Raw genomic sequence first — 24,342 nt, forward strand, 5'->3', positions numbered from 1 at the left:
TCAGAGCCTAATCCGCGCGAGCTTGCAGCGGCTGGGCGGATCAGGACGCCGAAAGCACGAGTTCGAACCGCTCGCACAGAACCGGCATGTCCGGGGCGAACCCGTGCGGGTTCTCGGAGTGCTGCCGCCAGTAGCGTTCGTGGATCTCGCGCCATGCCTGGAGAGTGCGGTCCCCTTCGCCCTCGGCATGCGCGTGCGCTTCGTCGACTTCGTCGAACGGGACCACACGCGCCAGCGTGGTGCGGATCACCGCCCGTGGCACGGCCGCACCGTCAAGGATGATGCTGAGGTCGCCGGCGGTCGGCATAGGATCGCCCGCCGCCTCGTAGTCCCACACGGCCGACGCTGTGCCCGTCTTGATGCCGGAGAGCACGAGTTCGAGCAGCCCGTCGGCGTGTGCGACCGTCGAGCCGAAGGCCCACGCCTCCGGTGCGTCGATGGGGAGTTCTGGGACCTGGGAGCGGGCCTGCGCCCAGAACGAGGCGACGGCTTCGGCGGACGCGGTGATCATCTTGGTCGGCTCCGCTTTCGAGAGAGGGGCGGGTCACTCACGCTACCTGCTCCCGCGCGGCCGTACCCGCAGCTAGGCTCGGCGTCGGCGGGACGACGCAGTGTGCGGGGAGGGATGACCGACCGATGGCCAAGAGGATCGACACGGGCGACGGACGAGCGGCGCTCGACGGAGTGCGCGCCGCGGATGCCGCAGGGGAGAAGCCGCCGCGCACCGAACTCGCGACGGCCGTCCGGTACCTGCTGCAGCTGCTCGACGAGAAGGCTCCTGGGAACAGCGTCGAGGTGCGCGTGCCGCCGTTCGGCGCGGTCCAGGTGATCCAGGGGCCCCGGCACACGCGAGGCACACCGCCGAACGTTGTGGAGATGGACGCCGCGACCTGGATCGCGGTCGCCACGGGTTCCGAGCGCTGGGCGGATGCCGCGGCATCCGGCCGCATCAGCGCCTCGGGCACCCGCGCCGACCTCAGCGACGTGCTGCCGTTGCGCCCGTAGGCGTCGCGGCGCCCACCACCGCCGGTGCCGCCGATCGGTGGGACAATGGAGCCATGGCTCCCACCGATTCCCACCAGACCGTCGAGGCGACCATGCGCCGCGTGCCGCGGTACGGCGTGTTCATGGGCATCGGCGTCGTGCTCGGCATCATCGCCGCCGGCATCATCACCATGACGGGGAGCTACGAGGAGTCCGTCGCCCTCGATGTCGTCTACCCGCCGAGTCAGGTGTTCGGCTTCGCCCTGCTGTGGACGGTGCCGATCGGTCTCGCCCTCGGCGGGGTCGTCGCTCTGATCCTCGAGCGGGCCGGACGGCGCCACGATCGTGTCGTCCGCGTCGACCGCGAGACGATCACCGAGTCCGACTGACCGCGGCTACGCCAGTTCGGCGATGATCGGGCGGATCGCCGCATCGAATGCGACGACGTCCCGCCGCATGCCGTCGGTGACGGCGACGGTGAGCGCGCCGATCCACCAGATCCCGCGCTGCGAGAACGGCAGCACCTGGACGTTCAGCTCGAAGGAGTGCGCGCGTCGCCCGATCTCGCGTTCGAACTCGGCGATCGCGCTCGCATAGGCGCGGTACGCATCGCCGCCGGGGTGGGCGGCGCCGGATCTGCTGGTCGTCGAGCCGCGGATCGAGCGCAGGTAGCGGTCGTGCGCCGATCGTGCATAGCGGAGGGCCGACTCCGCATGCGGGGCGATCGCCGCGCGCAGCTCTTCGGCTCCCGTCGCCGGCAGGGCGACCAGCGTCTCGAAGCCGTCGACGAGTTCGAGCGGCACCCCGGATGGATGCGCGCGCGGTTCGACCGTCATGTCCCAGTAGTCGCGCCACTGGGCCTCGACCGCGGGTGAGGCGTCCGGCGCATCCGGTGCTCGCACGGGCAGCTCGCGAAGGCTCGGCAGGTCCTCCGGCAGACGCACGCCGAGGGTCTGCCGGAGAGCGAGCGCGAGGAGCACGGGGACGCTCGCGTCCTCGCGGATCAGCCACTGCGGCTTGTCGGCCATGGCCCCATCGTAGGCGCGTCCGTGCCGGGCGTCGGGGGTCTCTTTCGGCGGAGTGCCGCCCTCCGCGTGGGCGGTAGGCTGGAGGGGTGGCAGACTCCCCCACCAACACGTACGCCGCAGCAGGTGTCGACACCGCTGCAGGCGATCTGGCCGTCGAACTCATGAAGTCCTCCGTGCGCGCGACGCACGGCCCCGAAGTGCTCGGGGGCGTCGGCGGATTCGCCGGCCTCTTCGACGCCAGCGCGCTTCTCGGCTACCGGCGTCCGCTGCTCGCCAGCAGCACCGACGGCGTCGGCACGAAGGTCGCCATCGCGCAGGCCATCGACAAGCATGACACGATCGGCCAGGATCTGGTCGGCATGGTCGTCGACGACATCGTCGTGGTAGGCGCGAAGCCGCTCTTCATGACCGATTACATCGCCTGCGGCAAGGTCGTCCCCGAGCGCATCGCCGACATCGTCCGCGGCATCGCCCAGGCCTGCTCGGCCACCGGCACCGCCCTCGTCGGCGGCGAGACCGCCGAGCACCCCGGCCTGCTCGGGCCGCGCGACTACGACGTGGCGGGTGCGGCGACCGGCGTCGTCGAGGCCGACGGCATCCTCGGTGCCGATCGTGTGCAGGACGGCGATGCCGTCATCGCCGTGGCCTCCAGCGGTCTGCACTCCAACGGATTCTCTCTCGTGCGCCACATCGTCACCCGCGCCGGCATCGGCTACGGCGACAACGCCGCCGACTTCGGGACGACCTGGGGTGAGGCTCTGCTCGAGCCGACGCGCCTCTACACGCTACCGCTGCTGCGCCTGATCGAGACGCTCGGCGGCGGACACGGCGGCGGCGTGCACGCCCTCAGCCACGTCACCGGCGGCGGCATCGCGGCGAACCTCGCACGCGTGCTCCCACAGGGCAGCTGGGCCGAGGTGGACCGCAGCACATGGTCGCCGAGCCCGGTGTTCCGCGTGCTCAGCGACATCGCCGGTTCCACTCTCGAGTCCGCTGAGGGCACGTGGAACCTCGGCATCGGCTTCCTCGCGGTCATCGCCGCAGACAAGAAGGATGCCGCGATCGCGGCGCTGTCTGCCGAGGGCATGCCCGCGTGGCAGGTCGGAACCGTGCATCTCGAAGGCTCCGCCTTCGGCGCGCGGCCGGCCGGAGAATTCGAACAGGGCGCCAAGGGCGTCGACGGCGGAGCGGTGCGCCTGGTCGGCGCGTACGCGGACGGAGCGAAATAACACCCCATGTGCGGCATCGTCGGAATGGTGGGGACAGCCCCGGTCAATCAGGACATCTACGACGCACTCCTGCTGCTGCAGCATCGCGGCCAGGATGCGACGGGCATCGCCACGGCGGAGCCCAACGGCATCATGCACAACGCGAAAGCGCAGGGAATGGTGCGCGAGGCGTTCCGCACCCGTGACATGCGCGCGCTGCTCGGCAATGTCGGCCTCGGCCACGTGCGCTACGCCACCAAGGGGACCGCCTCCAGCGAGGAGGAGATGCAGCCGTTCTACGTGAACGCACCGTACGGCATCATCCTCATCCACAACGGCAACCTCACCAACACCCGTGAGCTCACCGCCGACATGGCGCAGCGCGACCGCCGGCACTTGAACTCGTCCAGCGACACCGAGCTGCTGCTGAACGTGCTGGCCGGCGAACTGCAGTCCACGACCTCTGCCGTGGACCTCGAGCCGGAGCGCGTCTTCGAGGCCGTGGCCCGCACCCAGGAGCGCATCGAAGGCGCCTATGCGGTGATCGCCGTGATCGCCGGCTATGGTCTGCTCGCGTTCCGCGATCCCTTCGGCATCCGCCCGCTCATCCTCGGACACCGCGTCGGCCGCGACCAGGATGGCAACCCCCAGGGGGACGAGTGGGTCGTCGCCAGCGAGTCGCTCGTGCTGGAGAACGCCGATTACGAGGTCGTCCGCGAGATCGAGCCCGGCGAAGCGGTGTTCATCACGAGCGAGGGCGAGCTGCACAGCAAGCAGTGCGCGGCGGACCCCAAGCTCACCCCCTGCGCGTTCGAGTACGTCTACCTCGCCCGTCCCGACTCGGTGATGAACGGCATCTCGGTCTACGAGTCGCGTCTGCGGATGGGCGACCGGCTCGCCGACACGATCGCCAAGCACGTGCCGATGGACAAGATCGACGTCGTCATGCCGATCCCCGACTCGTCGCGGCCCGCCGCCATGGAGGTCGCCCGCAAGCTCGGGATCGAGTACCGTGAGGGCTTCTACAAGAACCGCTACGTGGGACGCACCTTCATCATGCCCGGCCAGGCGGTGCGCAAGAAGAGCGTGCGGCAGAAGCTCAACGCGATGTCCACGGAGTTCCAGGGCAAGAACGTGCTTCTCATCGACGACTCGATCGTGCGCGGCACGACGAGCAAGCAGATCATCCAGATGGCCCGCGACGCCGGTGCGAAATCGGTCACCTTCGCGTCGGCTGCGCCTCCGGTGCGGCATCCGCACGTGTACGGCATCAACATGCCGTCGCGTCACGAGCTCATCGCGCATGGCCGCACCATCCCGGAGATCGCCGAGGAACTGGGCTGCGACCACCTCGTCTACCAGGAGGTTGACGACCTGAAGGCGGCGATCACCGAAGGGTCGGCCGTGACTGAGCTCGACATGAGCTGCTTCGACGGCCGCTATGTCACCGGCACCGTCTCCGACGAGTATCTGGCGTGGGTGGAAGGATCGCAGACCTCATGACGAACGCGAGTGTGCGGCCGCTGTGGAAAGGCCGGGCGCTCGCGCTGGTGGGGATCCTGCTGGTCGCCTTCTCGCTGCGATCGGCCGTCGCCTCGCTGTCGCCGGTGGTCGATCACATCGATCGCGACTTCACGTTGTCGCCGGTCGTCATCGGGCTGATCGGTGCAGCGCCGCCGGTGTGCTTCGCGGTCTTCGGCCTTCTCACGCCGCTGTTCGAGCGTCGCTTCGGTCTGGAACGGGTCGCCGTCGTCGCGATCGCGGTGATGGCGGCCGGTCTGCTGCTGCGCGGCTTCGCGTTCGACGCGACCACATTGCTCGGTGCCACCGCGCTCGTGTTCGCCGGTGTCGGCTCCGGCAACGTGCTGCTGCCCCCGTTGGTGAAGAAGTACTTCCCCGATCGGCTCGGCGTCATGATGACGCTGTACTCCACGATGATGGCCGTCTCGACCTTCCTGCCGCCGATGCTGGCCGTTCCGGTGGCCGACACGCTGGGCTGGCGGGTCTCGCTGGGCATGTGGGGCGTCTGTGCGGCGCTCGCCCTGATCCCGTGGCTGACGCTGCTGATCCAGGGTCGGACGGATGCTGTCGCCGACCTTTCGCCGGCCGCGGAGCCCGATCCTCAGGTGATCACCACGCGGACGCACCTCGAGCCGGATGCCGTCGAGGTCGCCACCGGTCCGATCTCCGTCGCTCCGGCGAACCCCCGGGTCTTCGGACGCATGTGGCGACTCCCGCTGGCGTGGGCGCTCGCCCTCGTGTTCGGCACCTCGTCGACCATCGCGTACGTGTCGTTCGCCTGGCTGCCGGCGCTGCTGGTCGATGTGGGCGGCGTGACGCCGGCGACAGCCGGCTTCCTGCTCTCGTTGTTCGCTCTGGTCGCGCTGCCGTGCTCGATGGTCGTGCCGATCCTCGTCGTGCGGTTCGAGGCGACGAGACCGCTCTTCTTCGTCGCGGCCGGTGCCGGGCTCGTCGGGCTCGCCGGCCTGTTCTTCATCCCCACCGTCGCGCTCGCCGTCTGGGTGATGATCTTCGGGCTCTCGGCGATCATGTTCCCGTTGAGCCTGGTGCTGCTCAGCATCCGCGCCCGGACGCCGGAGAGCGCCGTCGCGCTGAGCGGATTCGTGCAGAGCATCGGCTACTCGATCGCCGCCGTCTTCCCGCTGCTGATCGGCCTGCTGCACGAGGTCACCGGCGGCTGGCAGGTGCCGCTGATCGTGGTGGCCGCCGTGATCGTCATCGCGATGCCCGCGGGCTACGTCGCCGGGCGTCGCCGGACGATCGAGGACGAGTGGGAGCGCCGGTACGGTCGCTGGTGACCCGCTGAAACGAAGAATCCCCCGTGCAGCGCACGGGGGATCTCGAGGAACAGGTGGCTACGCCTTCTCCAGCTCGTCCTCGTCTTCGTCTTCGTATTGATCTGCCCACTTGTCGACGTACTCGTTCTCGTCGCTCGGGTGCGCGAGCTCGCGCTCGAGCGCCGAGTAGTTCACCGACGGACTGTACGACTTGAGTTCGCGGGCGATCTTGGTGTGCTTCGCCTTCTGACGGCCACGGCCCATGCGCGACCCCCTTCACGAGTTGAGGTGCGGGCAAACTCAGGCCCGACGCATTCACGACACCGGCGTGCGGCCGGTAAGAGTAGCATTCAGAATAGCACGCGCGTAAGGGCCTCTGGCCGCTGCCAGGCTGGTGAAGGGATCGATCCTCATGTCAGACAACACCTCCACTCCATCCGATGAAGCCGCGCAGAACGCGGCGCTGCAGAAAGCGGTGATCGTCGGGATGCAGCCCGGCCAGGCCAGGCATGTCGTCGATGAAGCGGCTCGCTACGCCCGCCTTCTGAGTTCACCGCTCGTCGTCGTGCATGTCGACGTCACGCGCTTCGTCACCTACGAGGACCCGGACGGGTATGTGCACTCGGCTCCCATCGATCTCAACCTCGACGTCGGCGCGGCGGAGTTCGACGCCGTGCAGGAAGAGGCGGCGAAGCTGCTCGACGGCACCGGCGTCACCTGGACGGCACGGCAGCTCGTGGGCGACCCGGCTCTGGCGATCAAGCAGCTCGCGAACAAGATCGATGCGCAGCTGATCGTCGTCGGCACGCGCAAGCGCGGCATCGGCGAATCGATCAGGGAGTTCTTCACCGGTTCTGTCGCCGCGCGGCTCGCCCACCGGCAGCATCGCTCGATCCTCGTGGTCCCGCTCGGCGAACCGGTGCCGGACGACCAGAAGGAGATCTGGCCCGAGTCGTAGGCCGTCGGCATCCGCTGTCGTCTTCTCTCCGCCCCGGGAGAGGGCTGAGGAACCGCCCGAGATGCGGAGAGTTCCTGCGAACTCATCCGGATCCCGGGCGGCACGCCGGATCTGAGGCGGGGATGCCGAGACGATCGCCGAGCGGGGTCAGCGCCCGAGCGCGTTCAATCCGACCGTGACGCCGCGCGCGGCAGCATCCAGTGCGCCCTCGAGCTCGGTGACGACGGATGCCGGCAGCTCGCCGCCCCGCGCGACATGCGTGCGCAGGTCGGTGCGCACCTGCGCACGGAACGCGTTGATCAGGGCATCCGCGCGATGCAGCTCTTCGCGGCTGGAGACGCGTGCATTGTCTGCAGCAGATCGAGGTCGTGCCTTCGCCGAGCTCCGCTCGTCCTTCTCGGCCGCTGCGAGGTCGGCGCGCAGGCTCTTCATGGCATCCTGCACGCTCTGACGCACCTCGTTGGCGATCAGCCGCACGGAGTCGGCGAGACCCGATTCGATCCCGGCGAGATCCCCTTCACGGGAGGCGAGTTCCGCACGACCGGCCTCGGTGATCGCGTAGATCGTGGTGCGGCCGTCGACGGTCTTCGTCACCAGGCCCTCCTCCTCGAGCTTCGCGAGCCGAGGATAGATGGTGCCGGCGCTGGGCGTGTAGGTGCCGCCGGTGCGATCGGTCAGGGCCTGGATGATGCCGTAGCCGTGCTGCGGCGCCTCGGCGAGAAGCGACAGCAGGTACAGGCGCAGGTCGCCGTGCGAGAAGACGGCGGGGCTCATGATTCCCACTCCGCGTCGTCGGCGACGGATGCCGTCGCCCGGCGCAGCACCGTGATCGATCCGGAGACCGTGTTGGCGCGCACGTCGACGAAACGTCCGGCGAGCTCGCCGGTCGAGCCGGTGTAGTTGCTCGGGCCGGAGGAACTGCGCTCGACCCCGTCGATCAGGATCCGGCCGCTCAGCGAGCGCGCCACGTAGTTCGCGGGGAGCGACTCGTCGAGGCGGATGGTGCTGGAACCGGCGACCGTGTTCAGGTTGATCGTGTTGACGTCTCCGGCGGCATCCACCAGGGCCGAGCCGGAGACCGTGTCGATCGTCGCCTTGCGCACGGCGCCCATGACCGCGACATCGCCGGAGACGCTGTTGGCGCTGAGCGTGCCGGTGAGGCCGCGCACCTGCACGTCGCCGGAGACCGAGTTCACCGTCAGATCGCCGATGAGCGTGTCGACGATGATGTCGCCGGAGACCGTGCTCAGACGGGTGTCGTTGCTGATCCCGGAGACGAGGGCTCCGGCGCTGACGACTCCGAGGTTGAGCGCGATCGCGCGAGGCACGGCGACGCTCACTTCGGCGCGGGGTCCGCCGGAGCCGAAGTTCCGGAACACCTCGAGGAAGTTGTCCCAGCCCAGCTGGGGGTGGTCGATCTCGACCTCGCCGCCACTGGACTCGATGCGGAGGTCCTTGATGGTGACGCCGTGCACCTCGATGCGGATGCCCGGCTCGTCGTGCGCGATGACGTCGATCTGTCCGCCGACGAGGCCCACCTTGAGGCGCGTCGCGGATTCGATGTCGATGACGCGTTCCTCGCCGGGGGCGATGAGCCACTTCTCGGTCATGTCTGCTTCTCCTGTGTCTTGGTTCGCGATATATCGCGTGCAACCAGAGTAACACGATATATCGCGAGTATGTCAAGACGGGAGGCGTTCAGAGAGCGCAAATGGCTGCATCCGGGGTGCGGATGCAGCCATTTGCGCTCTTCGAACGGTGAAGGCGCGGCTCAGATCGCCGGTGCCGTCACGGAGTTGTTGCTGGTGTCGCGATCCTCGAAAAGCGGCGGGAAGGTCACCGTACTGGTGTGCTCGGGGTACACGTACTCGCGGGGGGCCGAATCGACCTCGACGTCGAGGCCGAGGGTGAGTGTCTGCCCGCTCGGGATGGCGAGGTTCAGCGGAATCTGGTACCCGTTCTGCAGATTCCCCGTGGGAGCGCCGATCGACGCGAGGACGTCGTTTCCGTTCAGGACGGCGCTGGTGACCGTGATGCCGGTGTAGACGCCGGTGAACACGTTCGGGTTCGTGCTGAGAAGGCTCGTCGGCCCGTGTACGGAGATCGATCCGCTGCTGTCCAACTCGCCGGGTGCGAGAGAGGAGATCGAGACGCTGGCGGGCTTGTACACGGTGAACGCCGCGCCGCCTGCTGCGCTGGGGATGGTGTCCGTCGTCCACGTCGCCGTCACGCCGGCGTCGAACGTGTCGAAGTAGGTCGGGGTCAACGTCACGGTGTTGTCCGATGGCGTCGGGTCGGTGCCACCGGAAGGCAGGATCGAGACCGAGGAGGGAGCGATGTCCTCGTACCAGTCCTCGGTGATCGAGCCGTAGGAGATGAGGATCTCCGCCTCGGCGCCGTCCGCGGGGATCGCGATCGGGAGGCTGAAGATCGCGGTCGTCGTGTTGCCCGTCGTCGTCGTGGTGAGCAGCGTTGCGGCCTGAGCGTCGATGGTGGCGCTGGGCGCACCGAAGATACGGGCGTCGAACGTCATCACGAGGTTCGCTCCCGGCGTCGGAGTATCGCCGACGGTGGTGGCGCCGTATCCACCGAGAATGGCGATCCGGTAGCCGCGCAGGCCGTCCGGACTCCGGCCGAAGATCGTGTCGCCGAACGAGTATCCGCGAAGGCGCAGATCGACCGCCACGCTTGCGGCGGCGAGCGGTGTCGCGACCGCGAGGGCGACCACGGGAGCCGACCAGGCGGACGCTTTCAGGATCGTGCGGCGGCTGAGGCCGCCCGTCTGTGCGTTCTCGAGTGCAGGCATGATGAAGCTTCTCCTCCGGTGGCTTCGGGAACAGTTCCCCTGCCCCACCGACCAGGCTAGTCAATCAATCGATCGAATGTGCCGGTTCAGAAGGCCGGCGGCGTATGCCAGATCCGATCGATGTAGTCGCGGATCGACCGATCGGAGGAGAAGAACCCGCAGCGGGCGACGTTGAGGATGGCCGATCGCGTCCACGCATCCTGGTCGGCGTAGGCGGCATCCACTCGATTCTGAGCCGCGATGTAGGCGGCGTAGTCGGCGAGCACCATGAAGCGGTCCTCGTAGAGGAGGTTGGACACGACCGGCTCGAAGACCGAGCGGTCACCGCCCGAGAACGCACCGGAGGCGATCAGGTCGACGGCCCGGCGCAGTCCCTCATCGGCCTGGTAGAACTCGCTGGGCCGATACCCGCGGAGGGCGAGCTCCTCCACCTTCGGTTCGCTCATGCCGAACAGGAAGAAGTTCTCGTCTCCGACGAGCTCGCGGATCTCGACGTTCGCACCGTCGTCGGTGCCGATCGTGAGCGCTCCGTTCAGGGCGAACTTCATGTTGCCGGTGCCCGAGGCCTCCTTTCCGGCGAGCGAGATCTGCTCGGAGAGATCTGCAGCAGGGATCACGCGCTCGGCGAGGGTCACGTTGTAGTTCGGCGGAAAGATCACCTTCAGTCGGCCCTCGACGCGCGGATCGGCGTTGACGACACCGCCGACGGCGTTGATGAGGTGGATGATCCGCTTCGCCATCGCGTAGCCGGGAGCGGCCTTCGCGCCGAAGACGAAGGTGCGTGGCTGCACGTCGGCCGCCGCCACGCGCCCCGACGTGATGCCCTCGTAGGCGCTGACGATGTGCAGCACCTTGAGCATCTGCCGCTTGTACTCGTGCAGCCGCTTCACCATCACGTCGAGCATGTGCCCGTCGCTGACCTCGAAGCCGTCGCGTTCTCGCAGCACCTCGCTCAGGCGCCGCTTGTTCGCGGCCTTCACGCCGGCGAACGCCGTGCGGAACCCGGCATCTGCCGCGAACGGCTCGAGTTCGCGCAGGCGTTCGAGATCGGTGACCCAGCCGTCGCCGATCGCCGCGGTGATGAGCCCGGAGAGTTCGGGATTCGCCAGGCGCAGGAAGCGCCGAGGTGTGACGCCGTTGGTGACGTTGGTGAACTTGCCGGGATAGAACTCGTCGAAATCGGACAGCACCTTTTCGCGCAGCAGCTGGGAATGCAGTTCGGCGACGCCGTTGACCTGCGCACCGGCGACGGTCGCGAGGTAGGCCATCCGCACCGAGCGCTCGGGGCGCTCGGCGATGATCGACATGTTCCGGATGCGCATCTCGTCGTCGCCGAAGCGTTCGCGCACCTCCGCGAGGAACTCCTCGTTGATGCGGTAGATGATCTCCAGATGACGGGGGAGGAGCCGGCCCAGCAGGTCGACCGACCACACCTCGAGGGCTTCGGGCAGCAGCGTGTGGCAGGTGTAGGCGAAGCACTGCCGGGTGATCCCCCACGCGGCATCCCACTCCATCCCCCTCTCGTCGACGAGCACCCGCATGAACTCCGGCACCGCGATCACCGGGTGGGTGTCGTTGAGCTGGAAGATGACGCGTTCGGGCAGGGCGGTCAGGTCGAAGTCCTCGGCGAGCATGTTGTCGAGGAAGTCGTGGATGGATGCCGCGACGAAGAAGTACTGCTGCTGCAGCCGCAGCTCCTTGCCCTGCGGGGTCGAGTCCTCGGGGTAGAGCACCTTCGAGATGGTCGCGGCGTATGTCTGTGCACGGACGGCCTCCTCGTAGTCGCCGGAGTTGAAGATGCGCAGGTCGAAGGCATCAGTCGCCACGGCGTTCCACAACCGCAGCGTGTTCACGCGGCCGTTCTGGAACCCCGGCACCATGTAGTTGTACGGCACGGCCTGCACGTTCCATGCCGGGACCCATCGGGTGCGCGTCACGCCGCCGTCGTCGAATTGTTCGGTGTGCCCGCCGAAGGAGATGGTCTGCGCCGCCTCCGGGTGCGGGAACTCCCAGGGCGAGCCCATCGCCAGCCAGGCGTCGGGCTGCTCGACCTGCTGACCCTCGACGAAGGTCTGCCGGAAGATCCCGTACTCGTACCGGATGCCGTACCCGATGTTCGGCACGCCCATGGTGGCGAGCGAGTCGATGAAACAGGCGGCGAGCCGGCCGAGGCCGCCGTTGCCGAGACCGGGCTCGACCTCCTGCGCGCGCAGCTCGTCGAGGTCGATCCCGCACGCGGCGAGCGCTTCTGCAGCGATCTCGGTCAGGCCGCTCGCCAGCAGGTTGTTGTCGAGTTGGCGGCCGAGGAGATACTCGGCGGAGAGGTAGCAGACGCCCTTCGCCTGGGTCTCCTTCTGCAGACGGAGGTCTTCGAGCCATCGCGCCATCAGGTAATCGCGCACCGTGTAGGCGAGTGCGAGGTAGCGGTCGTTGGGGCTGGATGCCGAGAGCGCGACGCCGCAGTCGAAGTTGAGGTTGTGCAGGAACTCCTGCACGAAGCCGTCCACTGAACTCGGCGGGGCGGTCACGGGGGCGAGGGCGAGCGGGTGGCTGGCATGGCGGTTCTCGGGCACGTATCGACCGTAGCGACCGGGTGTATCGGCCGCATCAACGGGCCGTGAAGAGTTCCCGCTTGACATTGACGCTACGGCAACTTCTACGGTGGAGATATCGATAAGGAAGGAGGATGCCATGGACAGGCGTGACTGGTCGATCCAGGAGATCGCCCGCCTCGCGGGCACCACGAGCCGCACGCTGCGTCACTACGACGACATCGGCCTGCTCGCCCCCTCGCGCATCGCGCACAACGGCTACCGCCACTACGACGAGCAGGCGCTCGTGCGTCTGCAGCGCATCCTGCTGCTGCGGGAACTCGGCCTCGGCCTCCCGCAGGTGCGCGAAGTGCTCGAGAAGGAGCGCGGTGAGGCATCCGCGCTCGAGACCCACCTCGCGCTGCTGCGCGAGGAGCAGAGCCGGCTGGCGCGGCAGATCGCGTCGGTCGAATCCACCATCAACGCATTGAAAGGAGGTGAAACCCTCATGGCAGAGAACATGTTCGACGGTTTCGACCACACGCAGTACAAAGACGAGGTCGAAGAGCGCTGGGGCAGGAAGGCCTACGCCGACAGCGACCGCTGGTGGCGGGGGATGACGGATGCCGAGCGCACCGCCTGGCAGCAGCGCGTGTCCGATCTCGGACGCGACTGGATCACGGCCGCGGAGAGCGGCATCGATCCGGCATCCGCCGACGCCCAGGACGTCGCCCGACGCCACGTCGAGTGGCTGACGGACGTGCCCGGCACGCCGGCCGCCGCCCCCGGCGGCGACGCGAAGGCGTACGTGATCGGTCTCGGCGAGATGTACGTCGCCGACCCGCGATTCGGCGCCAACTACGCGACGAGCGCGGGCGGCACCCATGGCGCGGAGTTCGTCCGCGACGCCCTCCGCATCTACGCGGAGGCCAACCTGTAAGGACCCTCGGTTCGTTTCACAGAGCGCAAACGGCTCCATCCGGGCTCCGGATGGAGCCGTTTGCGCTATTCGAACGCAGCCGTACCGAGGCGTAGGGTCGTCGCATGGGCCGGCAGCGCAGACGCACCGAGGTGATGCCGATGTTCGCGGCCGCCGTCACGGCGTATGCCGCGAACTGCGCACTCGGAGCAGCGGTCGCCGCGAAGGTCATCGACACCTCCGGATTCCGCTGGCTGCACCACGTGCTCTACATCGCGACCTGCGTGACCACGGCGACAGCGATCGGCGTCGCGCGGCGGGCGGGACCGCGCAGCGCGAGCCGTCGCGCGGGACTCGCCCTGCTGCCGGCGGTCGTGCCGCTCGCGGCGATCCCGTACGTCGGGACGCACAGCCGGCGGCATCCGCTCGTCGCGCTCGCCGCGGCCCCGTTCCTCATCGCGGGCCTCGCCTTCGCCCTCCGCCCCGCCGACCGGAAGTGACCCCATGGAACTCCTCGACGCCATCCGCCGCCGCAAGACGACCAATGGGGCTTTCCAGCCCGACCCGGTCTCCGAGGAGCATCAGCGGCTGCTTCTGGAAGCTGCCGGGCGGGCGCCGTCGCAACTGAACAGCCAGCCGTGGCGATTCGTCGTGATCGAGAGCCGCGAGACGATCGACCGGATCGCGCGCATCTCCGGCGAGAGCATGACGGAGGCGATGTCGAACGGCACCTTCTTCGAGCGGTACAAGCCGTACTTCCGGTTCAGCCAGGCCGAGATGGAGGAGAAGCGCAACGGGATGCTGTTCGACAAGCTCCCCGCCCCGCTCCGGCCCTTCACCGGGCAGGTGTTCACGAAACGCGGGCAGACGCTCATGAACGCGCTCGGTGTGCCGAAGACGCTCGGTGCCGAGAACCGGAAGCTCGTCGCAGGCTCCCCACTGCTGATCGGCGTCATGCTCGACCGGAGCGAATATCGCCCGGGGCAGCTCTCGTCGTTCTACTCGGTGTTCAGCATGGGGGCGGCCATGGAGAACATCTGGCTCACCACCGTCGAACTCGGGATGGGCATCCAGTTCATCTCGTTCCCGATGGAGGTCCCCGGACGGTGGGATGAGATCGTGCAGCTCCTGCACGTGCCCGACGATCTCGAGCTCATGGCCGTCTACCGGCTCGGCTACCTGCCGCCCGAACAGCGCCGTCCGGCCATCGACTGGTCCAGCAGCCAGCGCCGGCTCGCCTCGCAGTACGTCTTCCGCGAGAACTGCGACACCCCGCAGCAGGGCTGGGACACCACCGCGCCCTGAGGGAGGCGTCAGCCTCGACCGGATCGGGGGAGTTGCGTCAGATCCTTCACCGCCGGGCCTTCGACGCGTGTGCCGTCGGGCGCGAAACGCGAGGCGTGCAACGGGCAATCCCAGGTGCATTCGGCGTCGTTCCAATCGAGCACGCCGCCCATGTGCGTGCACACCGCGGAGACGGCGCGCGTGACGCCGTCGACGGTCGAGACGCCGACCGGATGCCCCGCCCGGTTGGCCACGACGCCGGCGCCTTCGTCCGGCCGAGGAACCGGGACCGATCGCGATTCGGCGTCGGCCCATCCGGCGGCAGCGGCCGCCGCGACCCTCGCGCCCTCGATCGCGCCGCGCCCGAGGTCGGCGGGCACGGTCAGGCGCGTGCCGAGCGTGTTCATCCAGGAGGATCTCTCGCGCCGGCTCGTGCCGAGGATCTCGGCGGTGAGGCGCAATGCGGCCGCGGGTGCGTTCGACAGACCCCACTTGGCGTAGCCGGTGGCGAAGCGGATGGCGCCGACGCCGCGCGGCATCGCGCCGACGAAAGGAATCTGGTTGTGCGATTCGTAGTCCTGGGCCGACCAGCGATGCGTCTCCACCGCGCCGGGAAAGTGCTGCGCGGTCCACGCCACCAGGTCGTCGACGGCTGCCGTCTCGCCGTCGGAGCGCCCGACCGGATGGCCGTTCCCGCCGACGATGAGCTGAGCCACGCCGTCCGGGCCGTCGGCGCCGGAAACCGGTCGGATCGAACGCGTCGGGCTGTCCACCGAGAGGTAGGTCCCTTCCGTCACTCCGCCGGGCACCCGGAACGAGACGCAGTACGACCGCATGCCTCTGACCTTCGTGAAATACAGGCCTCGATCGAGGACGGGGGTCCCGGTCGCGAGCACGATGTGGTCGGCGAACACAGGTCCCTGCGTCGTCTCGACGCGCGGTGAGCCGAGAGCATGAGCGCCCGCGACGCGGATGCCGGTGAGCAGCGTCCCGCCTCCGTCGAGCAACTCGCGCACGAGCGCCAGCGCGACCGTCACCGGATCGATCGTCACCTGGTCCTCGAGCGCGACGGCGCCCGAGATCGGGAACGGGGCCGTCAGCTGGCCGGGTGCCAGCATCCTCGTACCGAGACCCGCCTCGCGAGCGGCGGCATGCTGCTCGCGCACGGTCTCCACGCCGTCCGGCGTCTGCGCGTAGGAATGGTCGGTGCGGCGCGTGTACGGGACTCCGGCGTTGTCGGCGAAATCGGTCAGCCAGTCCCTGCCCTCTCGATTAGCGTCGACATAGGCGCGCACGAGCGCGGCAGGGTGATGGCGACGGATCTCGGCGAGGCGCTTGCCCTGCAGAAGCGAGAGCTTGCCGGTGTTTCCGCCGCTGGCGAGTTCCGCCACTTCTCCGGCCTCGATCACGGCGACGTCGAGCCCCGCGCGCGTGAGCATGACCGCGGTCGTCAGACCGGTGAGCCCGGCGCCGACGACGACGACATCGTGCTGCGCTCCCGGTTCGAAGGTCGAGCCGGCGGGCATGGTCGTGTCGATCTTCCAGAGTGGCTTCATGTCGCCCAGTCAATGCGCACCGCCGTCGGGCGCCCACCCTCTTGACATCGAGATGATGTGCCGCAACAGGGCGACTAAAGTGACCAACGTGAACCTTCGCCGCGTCCTGCTCGTCGCCGCGGGCGGAACGGCCGGGACTGCAGCCCGGCTGGGACTCGGACTGGTCATACCGGACGCCGGGGGCTTCCCCGTCGCCGTGCTCGTCGCGAACCTGCTCGGCGCCCTGCTCATCGGCATCCTCACGGCGCGCCTGCCGAAGGCGACGGAGATGCGCCTGTTCCTCGGAACCGGCCTGCTCGGCGGGTTCACGACGTACAGCGCGTTCATGACGGGCACCGTGGGTCTGTGGGCGGATGCTCCGCTTCTCGCGGTCGCCTACGCGGTCGGCAGCCTCGTGCTCGGTCTCGCCGCGGCGACGCTCGGACTGCGCATCGGCCGGCCCCGTGCGGGAGCGGCCTCATGAGCCCGCTGCTGTTCTTCGGCGCCGCGGTCGCCGGTGGCGTGGGTGCGGTGCTCCGATATCTCGTCGATCTCGGTGTCGCGAAGCTCGCCGGACGCCGCTTCCCCTGGGGGATCCTCCTGGTGAATCTCACCGGCTCGTTCGCGCTCGGCCTCGTCACAGCGGCTCTGCCCGACCAGGCATTCCTCCTCGGTGCCGGCCTGCTCGGCGGCTACACGACGTTCAGCACCGCGATGCTCGACACGGTCGCCCTCTGGCGCGACGGCGCGCGGTGGGCATCGGTGTTCGATGCGGTGGGGATGCTCGCGCTCGCGCTCCTTGCCGCCGGCCTGGGTCTCACGCTCGGCTCCATGATCTGAACTCGCTCTTGCGCGGGTCGGCGGCACCGGCTAATCTCCTTGCTAATCGTTTAACACGCTCGAGCCGCAGACTCGAGCGATCGACCTCGCACCCGAAGCAACCGTCAAAGGAGACACCCATGGCACGCCTGCCCCACCGCACCCTCGGCGCCTTCGCAGCCTCAGCCGCAGCCGTTCTCGCGCTCAGTGCGTGCTCGCCCTCGACCGGGGGCGGAGGATCCTCCGAGGGCGGCGACGTCACCCTCAGCTACGCGATCTGGGACGAGAACCAGAAGCCGGCGATGGAGGAGATCGCCGCCGCTTTCACCGCGGCGAACCCGAACGTCACGATCGACATCCAGGTCACCCCGTACAAGGAGTACTTCACCAAGTTGCAGACCGCGGCCACCGGTGGATCGGCAGCCGACGTCTTCTGGATGAACGGCCCGAACTTCCAGCTGTACGCATCGAACGGTCAGCTCGCACCGCTCGACGATGCGGGGATCGATGCCGCTGACTACCCCGAGGGCCTGGTGGACCTCTACACATACGACGGCAAGCTCTTCGGCGCCCCGAAGGACTTCGACACCGTCGCCCTCTGGTACAACAAAGAGCTCTTCGACGCGGCCGGTGTCGCGTACCCGACGGCGGGCTGGACCTGGGATGACTTCACCGCTGCGGCGGGCAAGCTCACCGACCCCGCGAAGGGCCAGTTCGGCATCGCCGCCAGCCAGTACGGGCAGGAGAACTTCTACAACTCGATCGCCCAGGCCGGCGGCGAGGTCGTCTCGGCGGACGGCACCGAGACCGGTTACGGCACGCCGGAGGCCCTCGCCGGCATCGAGCTGTGGACCGACCTCATCGCGGCCGGATCGTCGCCGACGGCGCAGCAGATGACCGACACGAACCCTGAGGACTTCTTCCTCTCGGGCAAGGTGGCCATGTTCCAGAACGGCTCGTGGGCGGCGATCGCCTACGGTGACAACGCCGACATCGCAGACAAGGTCGATGTGGCTCCCCTCCCCGCCGGTGCCGAGGGAAACCAGAGCGTGATCCACGGGGTGGGCAACGTCGCCAACGCGAAGAGCCCGCACCTGACTGAGGCCAAGGCGTTCGCCGCCTTCGCGAGCGGTGAGGAGGCGGCGAAGATCCAGGCCGAGACCGGCACCGTGATCCCCGCCTTCAACGGCACTCAGCAGGGCTGGGTCGACGCGCTCCCGCAGTACGATCTGCAGGTCTACATCGACGCGCTCGAGACGGCCGTCCCGTACCCGGTCTCGAAGAACACCTCGGCGTGGACGAGCATCGAAAGCGAGATCCTCTCGCAGGTCTGGTCGGGCGCGGTCACGCCAGAGGCCGGAGTCGAGGACCTCGCCGAGAAGATGCAGGCCGCGCTGGACGCGGAGAAGGAGTAACGACGCATGAGCGTCGTCACGCCTCGCGCCGGCACCTCGGCAGGGCGGATGCCGGAGGCCCCCAGCCCCGGCATCCGCCGCCGTCGGCGCAGCCCCGGAGCCTCCCCCTGGTGGGCGCTGGTCTTCGTCGGCCCCACGGCCGCCGGCATCGCGGTCTTCTACCTCTGGCCCACCGTGCGGACCCTGATCATCTCCTTCACCAAGTCGGGTCCGTTCGGCGGCGCCGAATGGGTGGGGATCGAGAACTACGCGCGCCTCTTGCAGGACCCCGAGCTCATCGGAGCCCTCCGCAACACGGCGCTCTACACGGTGATCGCGCTCATCGGCATCCCGCTCGCGGTCGCGATCGCCGCGCTCCTGAACACGACAGGGCTCCGGGGCCGCAGCGCCTACCGGACCCTGTACTTCATCCCGGTCGTCACCATGCCGGCCGCGATCGCGCTGGTGTGGCGGATGATCTACAACGGCGACTACGGCGTGCTCAACGCTGGACTCGGCGCCATCGGGATCGACGGTCGCAGCTGGCTCACCGACCCGAACACCGCGCTCGTCGCCATCGCCGTCGTCGGCATCTGGGCGGGACTGGGCACCAACATCGTCATCTTCCTCGCCGGGCTCCAGGGCATCCCCGAGACGATCATGGAGGCAGCGGACCTGGATGGCGCCGGCCCTGTGCGCAAGTTCTTCTCCATCACGATCCCTATGCTGTCGCCGTCGATCTTCTTCGTCAGCGTCATCAGCGTGATCGGCGCTCTGCAGGTGTTCGACCTGATCTACATGATGCTAGGCCGCAGCAACCCTGCGATGCCGAACACCCGCACGGTGGTCTACCTGTTCTACGAAGCGGGCTTCCTCGACAACGACCGTGGGTACGCCGCCGCCGTCGCCTTCCTGCTGCTCGTGATCATCCTGCTGCTCACGGTCGTGCAATTCCGCCTGCAGAAGAAGTGGGTCCACTATGAGTGACGTCTCGCTCGACACGCGTGCCGTGGTCGGCGCGACCGACGTCGATCGCCGAACCCGAAGGCCGAAGAACCGCGGCATCTGGATCGTGCACGTGATCCTCGCCGTCGGGGCGGTGCTGATGGTCTTCCCTTTCATCTGGCAGCTGCTGACCTCGTTCAAGACGCTGTCCGACTCGGTGCAGGTCCCGCCGAGCTTCCTGCCCCGCGAGTGGGTCTTCACGAACTTCGCCGAGGTCTTCGAGTCGATGCCCTTCGCGCAGATGTTCGCGAACTCGGTGCTGCTCACGATCGGCCGGACCGTCGGCCAGGTCGTTCTGTGCACGATGGCCGGCTACGCCTTCGCCCGAATCCCGTTCCCCGGACGCAACGCGCTGTTCGTCGTCTTCCTCTCGGTGCTGATGGTCCCATCGCAGCTGTATCTGCTGCCGCAGTACGAGATCATCCAGGCGCTCGGCTGGCTGAACACGTTGCAGGCGCTGATCGTGCCCGGCATCTTCAGTGCCTTCGGGACGTTCCTGATGCGGCAGTTCTTCATGTCGATGCCGGCCGAGCTCGAGGAGGCAGCGCGCATCGACGGCGCGAATCCCTGGCAGACGTTCTGGCAGATCATGGTTCCGCTGGCGAAGCCTGGCATCATCGCTCTCGTGGTGTTCACTGTGCTCTGGTCGTGGAACGACCTCCTCTGGCCGTTGATCGTGACGACCGACCCCGCCAAGATGCCGCTCTCCGTCGGGCTCTCGCAGCTCGTCGGCATCCACGGCACCGACTACCCGGTGCTGATGGCGGGTGCGCTGCTGGCGACCCTGCCGATGCTGGTGACCTTCATGATCCTGCAGCGCCAGTTCATCCAGGGCATCGCGTTCAGCGGATCGAAGGGCTGACGGATGGTCGAGCGAAGAAAGGCCGATTCCCGCCGCCCCACCCTCCGGATGGTGGCGGAGCGCGCAGGCGTGTCGACGGCGACCGTCTCGTACGTGTTCTCCGGGAGGGCCGGCGCCGCAGGATCCGGCGTTGCCGAGGCGACGGCCGCGAGAGTGCTCGCTGCGGCCGATGACCTCAACTACCGGCCGAACAGTGCGGCGCGGGCGATCCGCACCGGTCGGAGCGGGATGGTGCAGCTCTCGCTGCACATGCTCAGCGACCCCTGGTCGCTCGCGGTGGCGGATGCGGTGAACACCGAGGCGAACAAGCACGGACTCACCACGCTGATCCTCGCCGACGGCGATTGGCACGCGGCGCTGGATCGGGTGGAGAGCGACGTCGCCTACCTCGACGCGGTCGGGCTCGATGCCGGGGCGGAGGCCCGGCTGCACGACCTCGTCAAGCGCGGTCAGCGGCTCGTCGTCTTCTCGGAGCGCCTCGAGCCGGACGGCTTCGACGTCATCCGCTCCGATGCGATCCCGGGGTGCGGGATCGCGATGGATCACCTGCTCGAGAGGCACACCGCGATCGGCTGCCTCGCGGCGGATGCGGCGGTGCGGCTGGCCGAGACGCAGGTCACCCGGTACACGCCGTACGTCCAGAAGATGGCCGCCGCGGGCATCGACGTGGTTCCCTCCTGGACCGCGACCTACGGTGAGAGCCAGGCCAGCGCCTTCGCCGCTGCGGTGCGGCTGCTCTCCGGAGATGGCCGGCCGGACGCGATCTACGCGACGACCGACTTCGCGGCCATCGCGGCGATCAACGCCGCGCATATGCTCGGGCTCCGCGTGCCGCACGACGTCGCGGTGATCGGCGTCGGGAACACTCCGGACGCGCAACTGATCGCGCCCACGCTGACGACGGTCGGCCCGACCGACTTCTACGAGCGGCAGGCTCGCATCATCATCGACCGGGCTCTCTCGACGGACGACCCCGCCGGTCGCCTGCACGAGTTCACCTGGTCGCTCTTTCCCGGGGCATCGACGGACCTCGATGCTCCCGCACCCCGCTGAGGGCCCCGCCCGTTCACCTGAATCGACTCCCAGAAGGACCACCGTGGATCTCAAGATCGGCATCATCGGCTTCGGCGCGCGCGCCACTCTCCGTGAGGAGGTGCAGCGGCCGGGGCAGGGATCGCGCATCACCGCGATCTGCGACCCGTCGGAGCGTGCTCGCGAAGACGCACGCCGGCTCGTGCCGGACGCTCTCGTCACCGACTCGCTCGACGATCTGCTCGCCTCGGGGGTGGACGCCGTGATGGTCCTGACTCCGGACGACACGCATGCCGCGCTCAGCATCCGCGCCCTCGAGGCCGGTGCAGCGGTGTTCTGCGAGAAGCCGCTCGCGATCGACCTCGCCGATGCCGACGCGATGCTGGAGACCGCCCGCCGCACAGGAAGCCGTCTCTACATCGGCCACAACATGCGCCACATGCCAGTGATCACGCTGATGCGCGGCCTGATCCGCGACGGCCGGATCGGCGATGTCAAGGCGGTCTGGGTGCGGCACTTCGTCGGCCATGGCGGCGACTACTACTTCAAGGACTGGCACGCCGACCGCCGTCGCACCACCGGACTGCTCCTGCAGAAGGGCGCGCACGACATCGACATCATCCACTGGCTGGCCGGGGCCTACACCGAGAGCGTCGCCGCGATGGGCGAACTGAGCGTCTACGGCGACATCGCCGATCGGCGCGAACGCACGGGCGAACGCATGCCGGACTGGTTCAGCGTCGACAACTGGCCGCCCACCTCGCTCACGGGTCTGAACCCGGTGATCGACGTCGAGGACGTATCGATGGTGAACATGCGACTCACCGGCGGCATCATGGCGTCCTACCAGCAGTGCCACTTCACGCCGGACTACTGGCGCAACTACACGATCATCGGAACCGAGGGGCGTATCGAGAACTTCGGCGACACCGCCGGAAGCGAAGTCGGGCTGTGGAACCGCCGCCACCGCGGCGCGGCGACGGCGGACGAGACCTTCATCGTGCCGGAGGTGCCGGATGCAGGACACGAGGGCGCCGACGCCCTGCTCGTCGCGGAGTTCCTGCGGTTCGTGCGCGACGGCGGCCCGACCGAGACCTCGCCGATCGCGGCGCGGGAGGCTGTGGCCACCGGCGTCCTCGCCACCGAATCGCTGCGGGGCGACGGCTCGGCGATCGAGGTTCCGGTGCTCGATCCGGATCTTGTCGCGTACTTCGATCGAGGGCAGGTCGAGTAGCCCATTCCAGCGACTACGAGGCGTCGTCGAGCACGCTGCGCCCGATGGGCGTGTCGGTGAGGCGCCAGTCGGTCTCCTTCACGGTGTGGAAGAAGCTGACGAACGACGCGCCGCTGTCGCGTGCACGTTCGATCAGCATCCGCGACCAGCCCTCCTGGGTGATCCAGTCCTGAGGCGTCTGTTCGTACGGCGGGTTCTCGGGCCATTGGTGCACCCAGGTGCCCCAGGCGCCGTATCCCGGTCCTCCCGGAGCGAAGTCGGCGGGATCGTCGGGGGCGGATGCCACTTCGGCGATGCCCCACGGCTTCGCGCCGGCGAGCGCCTTCAGGCGCTGCACCGGACCGCCCGGCGTCGAGAATCCGAAGACGTCCTCCGGGCTCTGCCACCCGGCCGAGCCCGTCCAGACGTAGCCCCAGTTGAAACCGTCGAGAGCGAGGGCGTCGACGTGGGCCGAGCCGGGGAAGTACGACTCGAAGGGGTGCGGTCCGGCTCCGTAGTTCAGCGGGTTCCACAGGAGGACCACCCCGGGCGCGACCGCCTGCTTCATGGCGTACACATGCCGCCACATGGCGATGTACTCCGACGGCGTGGTGCTTCCCGCGGCCGTCCCGCTCGACCAGGGGCGGCTCGAGTCATCCATCTCCGGAGCGAAGCGCACGATGATCTCCGCGTCGTCGGTGCGCTGCGCGGCCTCGGTGAGCCAGGCCGTCAGGTATGCGTCATAGTCGCCGGCCGCGATCCGGCGCGGGGCGAACTCCGGCTGCTGATCGGCGGGGCGGTTCCAGTCCCATGGTTCCCAGGCGATCAGCAGCGCCGAGCCGCGCGCCGCCGCGGCGTCGGCGTCGGCGTGCGGGAACCCGGGCGACTGAACGAAGTCGACGTAGGTGGACAGCATCCCGTTCTGCCGGTCGAAGGCGACTTCCTCTGCGGCCATCGTCGACAGATCGTGCGACGCCCAGCCGAGGATCATCGAGGGATCGCCGTCGAGAATGCTGACCGCGCCCGCGGCGGATCCGGTCGTGCCGCTCGCGGCCGATGGCGTCGCCGCAAGCGTCGCCGTCAGGGCGATGATCGCCGCGAGAAGGGCAAGCGGGAGACGACGATCTGCGACCATGGGGAACCTCCGGGAAGCGGCCTCGTGGCGAATCGAGACCATGCCTGTCCATTCTCCGAAGGCCGATGTCGCGCGGCTATGGGCGAACGTCCTGAGATGGGCGGCCAAAAGGCGTGACATCCGGCGCGGGCCGCGCGTCTCGGGACGCGGGCCGCGGGTGGCGCGTCGCGGAGGGCCGCGTCTCGCCTCCCAGCCTTTTCCAAGCGCGTGGAATGTACAAATGTACAGAAGGGGGGTGGAGCATGCCGGATGCCACAGTGCGCAGGCGACGTGATCCCGCAGCGCGCCGTCGCGAGATCGTCACCGCCGCCTCCGAGCTGATCGTCGAGATCGGCGTCGACGCGATCACCCACCGCAAGGTCGCGGCCCGTGCCGGAGTTCCGCTCGGCGCCACCACCCAGTACTTCGCCACGCTCGACGACCTCCGCGATGCCGCCCTGCGCGCCCTCGCCGACGAGGTCGAGACGCGCATCGAGATCACCCGGCAGGCGGTGATCGCCGATGGCGTCACGCCGGCGGGGCTCGCGCGTCTCATCCACCGGAGCCTCGAAGACGCGGGCGCCGTCCAGGCGGACCGTGCCGTCGTCACCGCTGCGGTGCACGACCCGCGCGTCCGCGAGCTCGCCCGGCACTGGTCCGACGAGGTCGTCGCCTTCATCGCCCCCGTTCACGGAACCGACCGCGCCAGGGCCGCCGCCGTCTTCATCGACGGAGTACTCTGGCACGCGCAGATCCACGACGAGCCGCTCGACGAGGGTCTCATCCGCGACGCGCTCGCCGGCATCCTCACGCCTGAATCCACCGCCACCGCATCCGCCTGATCCGACAGAG

General features: G+C 68.5%; 26 protein-coding genes. 17 read left to right on the plus strand and 9 right to left on the minus strand.

The window, feature by feature from the left end:
- Positions 1-40: 40 nt before the first annotated feature.
- Positions 41-511 (minus strand): ASCH domain-containing protein, encoded by a 471-nt coding sequence (locus tag CUR96_RS14255; RefSeq protein ID WP_102193927.1) that lies wholly within the window; start codon positions 509-511, stop codon positions 41-43.
- 125 nt (positions 512-636) lie between these two features.
- On the opposite strand from CUR96_RS14255, the gene CUR96_RS14260 reads away from it, so the two are divergent.
- Entirely contained in the window at positions 637-1,005 is a 369-nt protein-coding gene (locus tag CUR96_RS14260; protein WP_102193928.1) for a sterol carrier family protein, read from the plus strand.
- Positions 1,006-1,058: 53 nt separating this feature from the next.
- Positions 1,059-1,373, plus strand: a complete 315-nt coding sequence (locus tag CUR96_RS14265) for a potassium transporter Trk (protein ID WP_102193929.1) — start codon at positions 1,059-1,061, stop codon at positions 1,371-1,373.
- A 6-nt stretch (positions 1,374-1,379) separates the two neighbouring features.
- Here the strand turns inward: CUR96_RS14265 and CUR96_RS14270 are convergent, their stop codons facing one another.
- Positions 1,380-2,012, minus strand: a complete 633-nt coding sequence (locus CUR96_RS14270) for a zinc-binding alcohol dehydrogenase (protein ID WP_102193930.1) — start codon at positions 2,010-2,012, stop codon at positions 1,380-1,382.
- 86 nt (positions 2,013-2,098) lie between these two features.
- On the opposite strand from CUR96_RS14270, the gene purM reads away from it, so the two are divergent.
- From purM to CUR96_RS14285, 3 genes are read left to right on the plus strand one after another with little or no spacing between them, the layout of a single operon-like run.
- Positions 2,099-3,241 (plus strand): phosphoribosylformylglycinamidine cyclo-ligase, encoded by a 1,143-nt coding sequence (gene purM, locus CUR96_RS14275; RefSeq protein WP_102193931.1) that lies wholly within the window; start codon positions 2,099-2,101, stop codon positions 3,239-3,241.
- 6 nt (positions 3,242-3,247) lie between these two features.
- Positions 3,248-4,723: an amidophosphoribosyltransferase gene (gene purF, locus CUR96_RS14280; RefSeq protein ID WP_102193932.1), complete on the plus strand. Its 1,476-nt coding sequence runs from the start codon at positions 3,248-3,250 to the stop codon at positions 4,721-4,723.
- The gene (locus tag CUR96_RS14285; protein ID WP_102193933.1) at positions 4,720-6,039 is read left to right on the plus strand and encodes an MFS transporter; all 1,320 of its coding nucleotides are present in this window, start codon (positions 4,720-4,722) and stop codon (positions 6,037-6,039) included. The genes purF and CUR96_RS14285 overlap by 4 nt, the downstream gene beginning before the upstream one ends.
- A gap of 57 nt (positions 6,040-6,096) precedes the next feature.
- On the opposite strand, the gene CUR96_RS14290 is transcribed toward CUR96_RS14285, so the two are convergent.
- Complete coding sequence (locus CUR96_RS14290; RefSeq protein ID WP_102193934.1) at positions 6,097-6,282, minus strand: DUF3073 domain-containing protein; 186 nt, start codon at positions 6,280-6,282, stop codon at positions 6,097-6,099.
- Between the two features lie 148 nt (positions 6,283-6,430).
- Between CUR96_RS14290 and CUR96_RS14295 the strand changes: the two genes are divergently transcribed.
- Positions 6,431-6,976 (plus strand): universal stress protein, encoded by a 546-nt coding sequence (locus tag CUR96_RS14295; protein ID WP_102194039.1) that lies wholly within the window; start codon positions 6,431-6,433, stop codon positions 6,974-6,976.
- Between the two features lie 147 nt (positions 6,977-7,123).
- Here the strand turns inward: CUR96_RS14295 and CUR96_RS14300 are convergent, their stop codons facing one another.
- From CUR96_RS14300 to CUR96_RS14315, 4 genes are all read right to left on the minus strand, one after another.
- Positions 7,124-7,750, minus strand: a complete 627-nt coding sequence (locus tag CUR96_RS14300; protein ID WP_102193935.1) for a PadR family transcriptional regulator — start codon at positions 7,748-7,750, stop codon at positions 7,124-7,126.
- Positions 7,747-8,586 carry a DUF4097 family beta strand repeat-containing protein gene (locus CUR96_RS14305; protein ID WP_102193936.1) on the minus strand — a complete coding sequence of 280 codons (840 nt, stop codon included), beginning with the start codon at positions 8,584-8,586 and terminating at the stop codon, positions 7,747-7,749. The genes CUR96_RS14300 and CUR96_RS14305 overlap by 4 nt, the downstream gene beginning before the upstream one ends.
- Before the next feature lie 161 nt (positions 8,587-8,747).
- A complete protein-coding gene (locus tag CUR96_RS14310) occupies positions 8,748-9,782 on the minus strand; it encodes a hypothetical protein (RefSeq protein WP_102193937.1) in 1,035 nt (344 codons plus the stop codon).
- 86 nt (positions 9,783-9,868) lie between these two features.
- Positions 9,869-12,355: a glycogen/starch/alpha-glucan phosphorylase gene (locus tag CUR96_RS14315; protein WP_432612428.1), complete on the minus strand. Its 2,487-nt coding sequence runs from the start codon at positions 12,353-12,355 to the stop codon at positions 9,869-9,871.
- Positions 12,356-12,473: 118 nt separating this feature from the next.
- On the opposite strand from CUR96_RS14315, the gene CUR96_RS14320 reads away from it, so the two are divergent.
- The 3 genes from CUR96_RS14320 (at position 12,474) to CUR96_RS14330 (ending at position 14,537) form a co-directional block, all read left to right on the plus strand.
- Positions 12,474-13,253, plus strand: a complete 780-nt coding sequence (locus CUR96_RS14320; protein WP_102193939.1) for a MerR family transcriptional regulator — start codon at positions 12,474-12,476, stop codon at positions 13,251-13,253.
- Between the two features lie 104 nt (positions 13,254-13,357).
- The gene (locus CUR96_RS14325) at positions 13,358-13,732 is read left to right on the plus strand and encodes a hypothetical protein (RefSeq protein ID WP_245861293.1); all 375 of its coding nucleotides are present in this window, start codon (positions 13,358-13,360) and stop codon (positions 13,730-13,732) included.
- A gap of 4 nt (positions 13,733-13,736) precedes the next feature.
- On the plus strand, positions 13,737-14,537 hold the full coding sequence (locus tag CUR96_RS14330; protein WP_102193940.1) for a nitroreductase family protein: 801 nt from the start codon (positions 13,737-13,739) through the stop codon (positions 14,535-14,537).
- An 8-nt stretch (positions 14,538-14,545) separates the two neighbouring features.
- Here CUR96_RS14330 and CUR96_RS14335 read toward each other — a convergent pair whose 3' ends face one another.
- Positions 14,546-16,072, minus strand: coding sequence for an FAD-dependent oxidoreductase (locus CUR96_RS14335; RefSeq protein WP_102193941.1), 1,527 nt, complete (start codon positions 16,070-16,072; stop codon positions 14,546-14,548).
- Positions 16,073-16,160: 88 nt separating this feature from the next.
- Here CUR96_RS14335 and CUR96_RS14340 point away from each other — a divergent pair, with 88 nt between their 5' ends.
- From CUR96_RS14340 to CUR96_RS14370, 7 genes are all read left to right on the plus strand, one after another.
- On the plus strand, positions 16,161-16,535 hold the full coding sequence (locus tag CUR96_RS14340) for a CrcB family protein (RefSeq protein WP_245861296.1): 375 nt from the start codon (positions 16,161-16,163) through the stop codon (positions 16,533-16,535).
- Positions 16,532-16,891 (plus strand): fluoride efflux transporter FluC, encoded by a 360-nt coding sequence (locus CUR96_RS14345; protein WP_102193943.1) that lies wholly within the window; start codon positions 16,532-16,534, stop codon positions 16,889-16,891. Before CUR96_RS14340 ends, CUR96_RS14345 begins: the two co-directional genes overlap by 4 nt.
- Before the next feature lie 119 nt (positions 16,892-17,010).
- Entirely contained in the window at positions 17,011-18,285 is a 1,275-nt protein-coding gene (locus CUR96_RS14350) for an ABC transporter substrate-binding protein (RefSeq protein ID WP_102193944.1), read from the plus strand.
- A 6-nt stretch (positions 18,286-18,291) separates the two neighbouring features.
- Positions 18,292-19,251, plus strand: a complete 960-nt coding sequence (locus tag CUR96_RS14355) for a carbohydrate ABC transporter permease (RefSeq protein ID WP_102193945.1) — start codon at positions 18,292-18,294, stop codon at positions 19,249-19,251.
- Complete coding sequence (locus tag CUR96_RS14360) at positions 19,244-20,131, plus strand: carbohydrate ABC transporter permease (RefSeq protein WP_102193946.1); 888 nt, start codon at positions 19,244-19,246, stop codon at positions 20,129-20,131. Before CUR96_RS14355 ends, CUR96_RS14360 begins: the two co-directional genes overlap by 8 nt.
- Positions 20,132-20,134: 3 nt before the next feature.
- Positions 20,135-21,184, plus strand: coding sequence for a LacI family DNA-binding transcriptional regulator (locus CUR96_RS14365; protein WP_102193947.1), 1,050 nt, complete (start codon positions 20,135-20,137; stop codon positions 21,182-21,184).
- Between the two features lie 43 nt (positions 21,185-21,227).
- Positions 21,228-22,397 (plus strand): Gfo/Idh/MocA family protein, encoded by a 1,170-nt coding sequence (locus tag CUR96_RS14370; protein ID WP_245861298.1) that lies wholly within the window; start codon positions 21,228-21,230, stop codon positions 22,395-22,397.
- 13 nt (positions 22,398-22,410) lie between these two features.
- Here CUR96_RS14370 and CUR96_RS14375 read toward each other — a convergent pair whose 3' ends face one another.
- Positions 22,411-23,511: a hypothetical protein gene (locus CUR96_RS14375; protein ID WP_102193949.1), complete on the minus strand. Its 1,101-nt coding sequence runs from the start codon at positions 23,509-23,511 to the stop codon at positions 22,411-22,413.
- Between the two features lie 242 nt (positions 23,512-23,753).
- Here CUR96_RS14375 and CUR96_RS14380 point away from each other — a divergent pair, with 242 nt between their 5' ends.
- A complete protein-coding gene (locus CUR96_RS14380) occupies positions 23,754-24,332 on the plus strand; it encodes a TetR/AcrR family transcriptional regulator (RefSeq protein WP_102193950.1) in 579 nt (192 codons plus the stop codon).
- The last annotated feature ends 10 nt before the right edge of the window (positions 24,333-24,342 follow it).

Origin of the sequence: Microbacterium aurantiacum, assembly GCF_002872075.1 — a bacterium.
GTDB classification, from domain to species: Bacteria; Actinomycetota; Actinomycetes; order Actinomycetales; family Microbacteriaceae; genus Microbacterium; species Microbacterium aurantiacum_A.

Coding starts and splice junctions, on each gene's coding strand:
- CUR96_RS14255 (WP_102193927.1), bottom strand. CDS start 511: ATGATCACCGCGTCCGCCGAAGCCGTCGCCTCGTTCTGGGCGCAGGCC.
- CUR96_RS14260 (WP_102193928.1), top strand. CDS start 637: ATGGCCAAGAGGATCGACACGGGCGACGGACGAGCGGCGCTCGACGGA.
- CUR96_RS14265 (WP_102193929.1), top strand. CDS start 1,059: ATGGCTCCCACCGATTCCCACCAGACCGTCGAGGCGACCATGCGCCGC.
- CUR96_RS14270 (WP_102193930.1), bottom strand. CDS start 2,012: ATGGCCGACAAGCCGCAGTGGCTGATCCGCGAGGACGCGAGCGTCCCC.
- purF (WP_102193932.1), top strand. CDS start 3,248: ATGTGCGGCATCGTCGGAATGGTGGGGACAGCCCCGGTCAATCAGGAC.
- CUR96_RS14285 (WP_102193933.1), top strand. CDS start 4,720: ATGACGAACGCGAGTGTGCGGCCGCTGTGGAAAGGCCGGGCGCTCGCG.
- CUR96_RS14290 (WP_102193934.1), bottom strand. CDS start 6,282: ATGGGCCGTGGCCGTCAGAAGGCGAAGCACACCAAGATCGCCCGCGAA.
- CUR96_RS14295 (WP_102194039.1), top strand. CDS start 6,431: ATGTCAGACAACACCTCCACTCCATCCGATGAAGCCGCGCAGAACGCG.
- CUR96_RS14300 (WP_102193935.1), bottom strand. CDS start 7,750: ATGAGCCCCGCCGTCTTCTCGCACGGCGACCTGCGCCTGTACCTGCTG.
- CUR96_RS14305 (WP_102193936.1), bottom strand. CDS start 8,586: ATGACCGAGAAGTGGCTCATCGCCCCCGGCGAGGAACGCGTCATCGAC.
- CUR96_RS14310 (WP_102193937.1), bottom strand. CDS start 9,782: ATGCCTGCACTCGAGAACGCACAGACGGGCGGCCTCAGCCGCCGCACG.
- CUR96_RS14320 (WP_102193939.1), top strand. CDS start 12,474: ATGGACAGGCGTGACTGGTCGATCCAGGAGATCGCCCGCCTCGCGGGC.
- CUR96_RS14325 (WP_245861293.1), top strand. CDS start 13,358: ATGGGCCGGCAGCGCAGACGCACCGAGGTGATGCCGATGTTCGCGGCC.
- CUR96_RS14330 (WP_102193940.1), top strand. CDS start 13,737: ATGGAACTCCTCGACGCCATCCGCCGCCGCAAGACGACCAATGGGGCT.
- CUR96_RS14335 (WP_102193941.1), bottom strand. CDS start 16,072: ATGAAGCCACTCTGGAAGATCGACACGACCATGCCCGCCGGCTCGACC.
- CUR96_RS14345 (WP_102193943.1), top strand. CDS start 16,532: ATGAGCCCGCTGCTGTTCTTCGGCGCCGCGGTCGCCGGTGGCGTGGGT.
- CUR96_RS14350 (WP_102193944.1), top strand. CDS start 17,011: ATGGCACGCCTGCCCCACCGCACCCTCGGCGCCTTCGCAGCCTCAGCC.
- CUR96_RS14355 (WP_102193945.1), top strand. CDS start 18,292: ATGAGCGTCGTCACGCCTCGCGCCGGCACCTCGGCAGGGCGGATGCCG.
- CUR96_RS14360 (WP_102193946.1), top strand. CDS start 19,244: ATGAGTGACGTCTCGCTCGACACGCGTGCCGTGGTCGGCGCGACCGAC.
- CUR96_RS14365 (WP_102193947.1), top strand. CDS start 20,135: ATGGTCGAGCGAAGAAAGGCCGATTCCCGCCGCCCCACCCTCCGGATG.
- CUR96_RS14375 (WP_102193949.1), bottom strand. CDS start 23,511: ATGGTCGCAGATCGTCGTCTCCCGCTTGCCCTTCTCGCGGCGATCATC.
- CUR96_RS14380 (WP_102193950.1), top strand. CDS start 23,754: ATGCCGGATGCCACAGTGCGCAGGCGACGTGATCCCGCAGCGCGCCGT.